The sequence below is a fragment of the Desulfonatronovibrio magnus genome (genome assembly GCF_000934755.1).
In the GTDB taxonomy this organism is placed as follows: Bacteria; Desulfobacterota; Desulfovibrionia; order Desulfovibrionales; family Desulfonatronovibrionaceae; genus Desulfonatronovibrio; species Desulfonatronovibrio magnus.
Genome location: NZ_KN882189.1, coordinates 21,574 through 31,690, shown reverse-complemented (window position 1 = coordinate 31,690; position 10,117 = coordinate 21,574). Strand labels below are relative to the sequence as shown.

The window sequence follows — 10,117 nt, the reverse complement described above, 5'->3', positions numbered from 1 at the left end:
GAACTGAGCAAGGACATTGACGATACACGTGCAGAGTTGAGCAGGAAAATTGATGCTCTGCGAGCGGAATCTAATCATCGTTTTGACAATGTTCACAACAAGTTTGATCAGCTGACCATGGTTTTTCACAACAGGTTTGATGATCTTAATAAACGCATTGATGATCTGCAAAGAGCCATGGTCCGCCGGGAAGAGCACAGTGATTTGACTGAACGTATTCACAGAATTGAGCTGGACATATCACAACTGCACGGGAAGATAGCAGCTTAACCTTGAGCCCTCAACCCTCCATCCTCATGGCCTGCATCCAGCCTTACTGGTCCTGCCTCCAGCTTGGCAGTCAGCACCTGGCCAGACAGTTCGCGGCAAACGGCTATGACGTGCATTATTTTTCCGCGCCCGTCACCCCGCTACACCTGGCAAAAATCAAATCCGCAGAAGTCAGGAAAAGATACCAGAACGCCCTGCACTCTCCATGGACTGACCCCGTAACCAGCATCAAGTCTTACATCCCCTTTTCCCTTATTGCACCTGATGGACTTCCTGTCCTCAAAGAAAATGCAGTAACCATGAACTGGCAAAAAACCATCATTCCAGGACCAGTCAGGTATCTGAAAAAACACAGACTTAATAAAGCAGATATCCTTTATATTGATAACCTGAGCTACCATTTTCTTCTGGACATGGTCCGGTACGATAAATGTGTGTTCAGGATCATGGACAGACATGACGGTTTTCCTGGATGGAGGGGCAAAACAAAGGCTATGGCAAAAAAAATTGCTGAATGTGCCGATCTTACTATTTATTCAGCCCGTGGGCTGAAAGACTATACAGAAAGCTTGACCCCTGGGAAGTTCGTTTTTATCCCAAACGGGGTTGATTTTGAACTTTTCCAAAGGAAATTCCACACAAAACGTCATTGCCGCTTAGAGTCCATACCTGATCCAATAGTCATTTACACAGGCAGCATTGACTCAAGGTTCAACACAGAACTCGTTGTAAGAGCAGCCCGAAGATTACCAGCTGTATCATTTGTTTGCATAGGTCCTGATTCGGGTTCCTGGGTATCATCCAGCCATCCTCCCAATATCTATTTATGCGGACCATTAGATCACAACGAAATCCCCCACATCATGTCTTCTGCCCGGGCAGGAATAATCCCATTTAATGTCGCGCAGGATAATGACCTGATTAGCGGTATTCGTCCGCTGAAACTTTTGGAATATATGGCGGCTGGCTTGCCGGTAATCTGCTCGAGGTGGGCAGAAGTAGAATTAATGAACAGCCCAGCTTGGCTATACGACGATGAAAAAGAATTTATACGCCTTATTCAAGTGGCAACTAACAGTGACCATGACCCAGAGGTGTATGTAGATTTTGCCAGACAGAACACCTGGCAAATTTCATTTACCAGATTGAGAAAAGAACTGAAAAATTTAGTTTAGGGCTTATCCATAAATAACCATGACCTTGTAGAGTGTCATCATTGCGGCTGTAAGTTGCACCAAGCCGAGATATGAAAGATTGGTTTTTTCACACCGCGGCGTGCGGCGTCCTTCAAGACGGGAGCACTACAACCTTCCAGGACATAACACTCTAATTTTGCTTGCTTTTTTGAAAATATTTTCCATTAACTGTTAAACTACAGTCAAAGCCTTGCTGCTTCTGGTAAAAGGCATCAAAGGATTTATCACATAGTACATTAAACCTAAATTGTTCTTTATAATAAACATATCTAACAAAAAAATACTCTAACAAAAATAACCTTACTTGTGATTTTATGTTTAATAAGGGTATTTTTTTTGCTTTTTTTCTTAAGTAATTCAAATTTATTTTTTTATTTTTAATATAATATATAGATATTATATCTTTTAATACCCATCTGCATTCATATTTTGAACTTTCTAAATCAACAAGATATAGAGTATTATTTTCTTTAAGAATCTCATAATATATACCATCATTATGTAAGAACTTTTTACTAACTTTTTTCTGTGATTTTCTTAATTTATATATCAAAGATAAAGTCAAAAATACCCCTTTTAGTCCGATCTTTGATATCGATAATGTTGCCATGTAAACTATCCTGAACTCTGAACTGTCAAAAAAGAAGTTGAATAACTTGATGCTAATTGGCAGACAGATTTTAATATTTTCTAACTCACTTGCTACCTGCAGCGCTTCCCGCTTTAACGGTTTTCCATCAGGCGAAATTTTCTCCATGACTATCCTGTCAGATTGCATTGATATTATTTTTGGGACCCTAAAGTTCTGTAGTTTTTTTTTGTTTAACTCTCTTAAAATAAAACTCTCCTTTTTTAAGCGCATAAAGGGAAACATTCTCATTTTTGTTCGATTTGCGTATTTTATGTATATTCCGTTTTTCATACTCATCTGGCATTATAATGGTAAAGATTTTTGAATTTTTCGAAGGCCATTTTAGTGACTTACGGCTTAAACCCTGTCATAAAAAACAAGAAAATTTGAACCGCAAAGGCGCAAAGGACTCAAAGTTAAAGACAATAAGGAAGATATATTTTTGAAAACCGGGCATCGGTTTTCAAAAAGGCTGCCTTTTCATTTGCCGTTCCCCGGCAAATGAAAAAACTTCTTTCTTCCTTTGCGCCCTTTGCGTCTTGAGTGAGTCTTCGAACGGGCGGTAAAATATCTTTTTTGGGTTGCGGGCATAGCCCGCATTAGATATAGATCCGTATTTTTTGTTGCCTCCCTCACTTTTTATGTGAACTTCCAGAAAAACTGTGTTGGCAACATAATATATTGAATATGCCTGATAAAATCAATACATTAATGCAGTATTGATGTAACTTTAATGTAATGTCTTCACATTATCAGAATTTATTAAAAAAATGCGTAATGCCCCTTATTGATTCTTTTTAAAGCAATAATAAATATGTTAAAATCATTAAGCATTTCTCAAAATACTAATATAAACTATCCATAATTATTAGCATTACTCGAGTTAAGCCAAAACAATTCACCTTTAATGCAAAGACAATGAATCGCTTTCCAAATGAAAATCTAAATTACCTTCCAGGATTTTTCCCAAACTGAACCCTGACATACTCTACAAGCTGAACTATCTTTAGTGAGTAATCCACAAAGTATAAAATAGCCTTGAACATTAATCTCAAATCTTTATTTTTGGATAATAAAAATATAGATTTTACTGGTGGTTTAAGCATACAAAATGCATGATATATAGCTTTAAATGGATTTTTGTGAAATTTTGCATTGTTTAATACAATATAGCCGCTAACAACTCTTCTGGCTTTATCAGTTAGTTCTTCATAAGATTTTCTTGCAGGGTGATATACAAGTACCGATCTTGCGTATCCAATGGGAAAACCCCTTGCCTTAGCTTTGTATCCCCATTCAAGGTCACCTCCTGACATCATATTATCATCAAAAAGACCTGTTGCTTCAAACACTTTTCTGAAAGCAAACATATTCGCAGTAACTGCGGTGCCTTTTTCTACATATTCCTCTTGTCTGAAAGCAAATGTTTTCTCGTAAAGCTCAGCTATGGCAGGACTTTCAATATCACTAAAAATAAGTTCAATTTTACCTCCAATACGTTTGCAATCCAGGTTTTCTTCAAAAAAATGAACTGCGTTCTTTATCCAGTCTTTGCTTGGCAGACAGTCAGAATCGCAGAATCCCAGAATGTGCCCTCTTGAATTAAGAATTCCTTTATTTCTTGCTGAGTAGGAACCTGGCTTGGTTTCGTTCAGCACTACAAAGTTTCTAATGCAACTGTTCAACTGCAGATTGGCATGAGGATCATTATTAATCACGACGACTTCAAATTTTTCCGCAGGAAAAGACTGCTCACTCAATCTTTTCAAGCAATGCTTCAAAGAATCGGAACTCTGGTAGACTGGAATAACTATTGAAACAAACAGACTGCTCATATTCATACATCGTCCTCCTCCATAGCGTTTTCAGAGGATTGACCTTTGGTTATTTCAAGGGTGTCTTTTTTTAACAACTCATGTATAACATCGCTTTTGTTGCTGATCCAGCGTGGTGAGCCTAAGGCCAGAATTTTACCTGAAAGCCCGGCAACTGCGCATTTATTTTCTCCATACTCTGCAAGGGAACTGAGATTGAGCATATTAACCGGATAAACTATTAGAAGAAGATCCTTATACTTTTTCAGCTGACTAATAACCTCTCCTCTCCTTTCCTCATTCACCATGTTCAGAGCACCATGGTTGATAATCACTACCCTGGCTGTACTGAGCAGCGCAGAAATTATGCTAAGCTCAACTTTATGCTCCAGAGATAGCTTCTTCCATCTGAATTCTCCTGCATTTTTATCCAGATTAGAGCCAATATGATGATTTACAGCCGTATAAACATCTGTGGGCATAAATTTTTTCAGATCATGACTATTGAAACTTCCGGGCAAATTAAGCATCTGCCTTAATGAGCCACCTCGTTGTGGAAGCTGTGACGATACAAAAAAACATTCTCCAGGCGTAACAGTTATACCACTACCGAGCCCACTGGCAGTATTTTCTAAGTATGGAAAGTTATATCTGCTGACTTTCAGGTTTGTCAGAAGTGATATCATGCTGGGCTGCTGTACGGTCACATGATTTTCACCTTCCCATACTCCATCGCTTGACACCTTTACTGCAATGTTACTAACTTCTCTTGGCTGCTTAATGGAACTCAACAAAAAATTTCTATACCGGTTTATATGTGGATAGCATCTTGAAAATTTTATAAAAAAAAGCATAACAGAACGGAAAGCATTAACGCCCAAGCGTAAAAAAATTAAATAAGCCAGCAACATTGTCCACGCAAAGTTGCCAGAAAGCGCTCCAGGCACTTTAAAGGATATAACAAATGTGATTGTTAAGGCTAACATAATATTAGTCAAAAGCTCAGTCTTTACTATTGATAAAAAATACGTAGGCAAAGCTTTAATTCTTGTATTTATACTGCTTTTCATAAAAAAATCATCTATCTTTTTACAATGTTCATGTGATATATATTGATACTTTCCTGCATCAACTATTATTGAATGCAGATCAAGCTTAGCCTTTTTACCTGACTTTTTTAACATAAAGTCGCTTTTATAGGCTAAAGTATTAGCATAATAAAAAAAAGGCATAAAGAACACGATGGACAGCAACAAAATAAATGTAAGTAAAGTATCAATATAAAAAAGGGCAGGCAGCGAATAGCACAAAATTACAAGGCTTGATATTGTACCTGTCAAGAAACGGGTTAAAAAAGCAGATCTCTGTGTATCATTCACCATATCATCAGTTACTTTTCGAGCTATATCAAAAGATGATCCGTTGGACATTCGACCTGCTGACAAGCCATCAAAGTATAATACAGCTCTTTTAAGCATGTAGGCATGATAGTTTCCGATCAGGGCAGTGGATAATTTACCTGAATAATATAACATCCAGGCACTCAGTGATAGCAAAAGAAAAAAGCACAATGAAGCCATAATAACAATCTCTGAGCTTCTTGCCGTTACGGAAAGCTGTCCAGCAATGATCTCAACATCATTTTCTAAAAAGCCGATATATTTTACCAAACCGACCAGCGCAGCTCCCTGTAGAGAGGCACCCAGCACAGCCACAACAGAAAGCGTTGTCATGGTCCGGGGAAAAGCACCCCAGATATCCTTAAAAAACCACATGATGCAGGACATATATTCAAGGTAGTTTTTATTAACCCCTTTCAAACGCTTAACAAACGAATAGAACTCACCTCCCACCATCTTTTTCTCCTGAATTATCCAATGACTTGCATGTATGAATTATTACCAACAAAACGCCCTCCCTGGACTATTAACTGGAGCGTTACACTTTTTTTGAAAAGTCAATTGAGGACAGTTACCAAGCCAGGGACAGTCCCCCTCCGGGCTGTATGCCTCCGGGCAGGAAGCCGTGCCAAGCCGACACAATCGGGTTTTAACCCCAAATTAGCTATAGCATACAATTCAAATTTACAGTTTTCAGAAACGCGTAATGCCTCCTAGCTCATCATAATTAGTAGCTGCTAACCTGCTGTATCTCATGATTGTGATTCAAAAATCAACCAGGAATATTATTCATTGACATTCGAGACCTGCAGTATTTATAGAGCAAAAGATCTAACTCTTGGCCAATTCCAAATGTTCCAGATACTTAGCTCGGCAAGCAATAACTTTTAACACGTTTTACTTTGTAATATTTACATGATTTTGAAAAAAAAGCCAGAAATGATTCTTCATGCCGGTTTTCACAAAACCGGTACAACAGCAATACAGTCTTTTGCTCATAAAAATAGCAAAGAGCTTTTCAGACAGGGCATCATTTATCCTGACTGCGACTTTTCATCAAAAAACAACGCAGAGGCCCATCACGAAGTTGCCCATGCTGTTGCAGACAAGGGCAAGTATCTGCAAATGAACCAGGTTCCTGCAATTGTGGCTGAGTGGAAACGCCTGGCTGAGATATCCTCAAGCAGGCTTTTGGTAAGCTCTGAGGTTTTTTGTCGTCATGTAGACCTTGAATATTCAGGTTCTTGGAATGAAAGTAGAAGATCATACTTGAAAAAAGTTGCAGATTTATTTTCAGAATTTAAAATCACGATTGTCTTGGTAATCAGGAGGCAGGATAGTTTTGCAAAGTCGTTCTTCCAGGAAAAAGTGATGAAAAATAACAGTGCTGGCCGGAGGCCATTTTCATCCTTTCTCAAACAATTTTTGAAAGAAGACCAGTACAGTTTTTTGCAGTCAATAAATCTTTTTGAGGAATTTTTCCCTGAAATCAAAGTGTTGACATACGAAGACCTGGTAGGTGGTGCTGGGCTTTGCAATAATTTTTTTTCTTCTCTCGGCGTGGATACCAGCAGCATGGAGCAAGTTGGTATTGTGAGAAAAAGCATGACTCCCCCCAAGACACTCCTCAAAATATTTCTTAACAAAGCAATCTCTTCCTCTAAACAGAACAAGCAGGTGATAAACTGGATCAACAGTCATGAAGTCAGTTCGCTTCTTGAAAGTTATTATGGAGACAAAGTTTATGACTTTTGGGAAAGCATAGACCAGAGAAGAAATTTTTTATCTAATTTTGCCCAGGAAAATGAAATTTTGAGAGCCAGATTTTTTTCCGAAAAAATTGAACTCTTCCCACCAGTTAAAAGTAGCATATCCCCGGAAATACCCCGCCTTACTGATGAACTTAAAGCACAAACAGTTCTAATTGGCAGATGTTTTAAAGATCAATCACCACAAAAAAAGCCTTTGCCTGTAAAGAGTACACTTTTGTCAAGATTTAAGACACGCATAACAAACATGCTGGCCAGGAATGAATAGTGAATATGCGAAGAAAAATAGGTTTCAGCCGTGATAAGGCTGTCCAGTGGGCATCAAGGCTGAGATATACAAAAATATGGCCTCTTGTACGCCCGTTTTATCTGCTTTTTAATAAAGTCTTTAACTTTGAGGCACTCTTAGGAAGTACCAGAAGCAAAATATTGAAAGCCCACAGGTATAGACTGAACAGCCTGGGTTTTGAAGACAAAACACTCTCTGAACTTGAAAGCCTGATCCAGGATAATATATTAAAATCGCCTGCTGCCTGGGAACTTGCTCTGTGGCATGCCGATCAATATTCCAGAGAACACGCCATGAAATGTCTCAACTATCTAAGTATCGCTGCTTCCAGTATCAATCATAGGGACAAGGACAGCACTCTCCGTGCAGCAATCATTGAATCAGAGTGCCACAATATTTTGGGAAATAATGACATCGCCAGACAAAATGTTCACAAGGCTCTCTCTATAAGAGCTGATGCTGATCTTTTTCTGGCAGCTGCCAACCTTGAACAGGATTTGTCTGCAAAAATTTATTGGATCAATAAGGCATTCGATATTAATCAATTGTCTACCATAGATGTTAAAACGTCTTCTGACAATCTTTTTTTTGACTGCCTTATGCCAACAGAGTCTAATGCTGAGCAAAAATTTGCTCAGAAATGTAAAATCAGTGTAATAATGCCTGCATATAACGCGCAATACACCATTGCCACAGCTCTTGAATCTATTTTATCCCAGACATGGCAGAACCTTGAAGTAATAGTTATTGATGACTGCAGCCAGGATGAAACCATTAGCCAGGCCAAAGAATTCGAATCGCTGGACAAAAGGGTAAGAATAATCAGCACCCCTGAAAACCAGGGTCCTTATATAGCCAGGAACATTGCCCTGAAGCAGGCAACAGGCGAATTTGTAACCTGCCATGATGCTGATGACTGGTCCCATCCCCAAAAGCTTGAAATCCAGGCAGCACACCTTCTCAATAGCCCCGAAACCATTGCCAATACTTCTCAGCTTTCCAGAGCTTTTAATGATTTGCTTTTTTTTCGCAGGGGGAATCCTGGCCGTTATATCCAGGTCAACATGTCTTCACTGATGTTTCGACGGGTACCTGTTCTTGAAAAAGCCGGATTCTGGGACAGTGTTCGTTTTGGAGCTGATGGTGAATTCACAGCGAGGCTGAAGAAAATATTTGGAGAAGCTTCAGTGCAGCATCTAAAAACTGGGCCTTTATCTTTTCTCAGGCAATCCCCGGATTCGCTTACCGGCAGCAGGCACTTTGGATATCCCGGTTTTTTCATGGGAGCCAGAAAGGAATATAAAGAAAGTTTTGAGTATTTTCACGAACATACATCTCAGCTGTTTATTAATCACACAATTCAGACTAGATCGTTCCCAGTGCCTGCGCCCATGCTGCCGAGAAGGACTTCTCTAAAAAACAGAAAGCATTTTGACGTAATCATTGCTTCTGATTTCCGGCTACCAGGAGGTACAACCGTTTCTAATATAGAGGAAATCAAAGCGCAGACAAGCTTTGGCATGAGTACAGGTCTGGTTCAAATGAACCGGTATGATCTGGTTCCTTCCAGAAAAATTGATTTTCGAGTCAGGCAAATACTTAATGGTGACACAGTCAGTTTCATAACTTTTGGAGAAAAGGTCAGCTGTGATGTCCTGATAATCAGGCACCCACCGGTACTCCAGGATCAACAGAACTATATTCCTGACATTCAGGCCGAAAATGTCAGAGTAATAGTAAATCAGACTCCTGTTAAACACTATGGAACAAACCCAAAATTTTATTATAGTTTTAAGAGTTGCCTGGAAAATCTAAACAGGTATTGCAGCTGCTCAGGAGTATGGCACCCCATCGGGCCATTGATCCGGAAAGCTCTGCATGAACATCATGCCCATGAGTTGGAACTGATAAATCTTGACAGTAATGACTGGCATAATATTATCGACGTTTCCAGATGGAGAAGACCTTCAAGGCCTGCACAGAGTAACAAAATCCTGATTGGCAGACATTCCAGGGATGATATCTATAAGTGGCCGGACAACCCAGGGGAACTGTTGACCATCTACCCGGAGTCAGATAGATATGAAGTTCATGTGTTGGGTGGAGCCCAGGCCCCACAAAAAATGCTTGGCCGCCTGCCCTCGAACTGGCATGTTCTTGAATTCGGGGCTGTTCACCCTCAAACGTTTCTTTCCAAACTGGACTTTTTTGTCTACTATACTCATCCAGATCTTGTCGAATCTTTTGGGCGAGTCATTTTTGAGGCAATGGCAACTGGTGTCCCGGTCATCATACCGCCGGATTATAAAGTACTGTTTCAAGAGGCCGCCTTGTATGCCAGGCCATCAGAAGTTGAGTCCGTCATTGATTATTATACGGATGATAGCCTGCAATACGATAAGCAGGTTGAAAAGGCGCTGCATTTTGTTGAAGACAGGTTTGGCTACTCCAGGCACAAGGCCAGGCTGAAAGGCCGTTTTTAAGGTATCTCATCAAAGATAGCGAAAACTTGTCAGAGGGCTTTCCGCTGATAGCTACTATGAGCATACACCCCTGTGAGATCTTGCTTTCTGAAATGAGCTTTGCTGGGGGGAGCATTACGCTTTTCTAAAAAGTCAATTGGGGACAGTCCCGAAGCCAGGGACAGTCCCCGAGTCAAGCCGTCACAATCGGGTTTTAACCCCTAAACAGCTATGACATACAACTCAGATTTAAAGTTTTCAGAAACGCGTAATGCTCCCTTGCTGG

At 39.8% G+C, this 10,117-nt stretch carries 7 protein-coding genes; 4 read left to right on the top strand and 3 right to left on the bottom strand.

What is annotated here, in order from left to right; all coding sequences use genetic code 11:
- The coding region (locus LZ23_RS21375; RefSeq protein ID WP_045217535.1) for a hypothetical protein at positions 1 to 270 on the top strand (270 nt) is incomplete at its 5' end.
- A 2-nt stretch (positions 271 to 272) separates the two neighbouring features.
- Positions 273 to 1,445, top strand: a complete 1,173-nt coding sequence (locus LZ23_RS21370; protein ID WP_045217533.1) for a glycosyltransferase family protein — start codon at positions 273 to 275, stop codon at positions 1,443 to 1,445.
- A 151-nt stretch (positions 1,446 to 1,596) separates the two neighbouring features.
- Here LZ23_RS21370 and LZ23_RS21365 read toward each other — a convergent pair whose 3' ends face one another.
- The 3 genes from LZ23_RS21365 to LZ23_RS21350 all read right to left on the bottom strand — a co-directional run bounded on the left by LZ23_RS21365 (position 1,597) and on the right by LZ23_RS21350 (position 5,767).
- A complete protein-coding gene (locus LZ23_RS21365) occupies positions 1,597 to 2,388 on the bottom strand; it encodes a hypothetical protein (protein WP_198146073.1) in 792 nt (263 codons plus the stop codon).
- A 656-nt stretch (positions 2,389 to 3,044) separates the two neighbouring features.
- The gene (locus tag LZ23_RS21355) at positions 3,045 to 3,932 is read right to left on the bottom strand and encodes a glycosyltransferase family 2 protein (protein WP_232300559.1); all 888 of its coding nucleotides are present in this window, start codon (positions 3,930 to 3,932) and stop codon (positions 3,045 to 3,047) included.
- 2 nt (positions 3,933 to 3,934) lie between these two features.
- Entirely contained in the window at positions 3,935 to 5,767 is a 1,833-nt protein-coding gene (locus LZ23_RS21350; protein ID WP_045217528.1) for an ABC transporter ATP-binding protein, read from the bottom strand.
- Between the two features lie 459 nt (positions 5,768 to 6,226).
- Between LZ23_RS21350 and LZ23_RS21345 the strand changes: the two genes are divergently transcribed.
- Together LZ23_RS21345 and LZ23_RS21340 are read left to right on the top strand one after the other, a co-directional pair.
- Positions 6,227 to 7,348, top strand: a complete 1,122-nt coding sequence (locus LZ23_RS21345; protein ID WP_045217526.1) for a hypothetical protein — start codon at positions 6,227 to 6,229, stop codon at positions 7,346 to 7,348.
- 5 nt (positions 7,349 to 7,353) lie between these two features.
- The gene (locus LZ23_RS21340) at positions 7,354 to 9,852 is read left to right on the top strand and encodes a glycosyltransferase (RefSeq protein ID WP_198146072.1); all 2,499 of its coding nucleotides are present in this window, start codon (positions 7,354 to 7,356) and stop codon (positions 9,850 to 9,852) included.
- Positions 9,853 to 10,117: the final 265 nt, after the last annotated feature.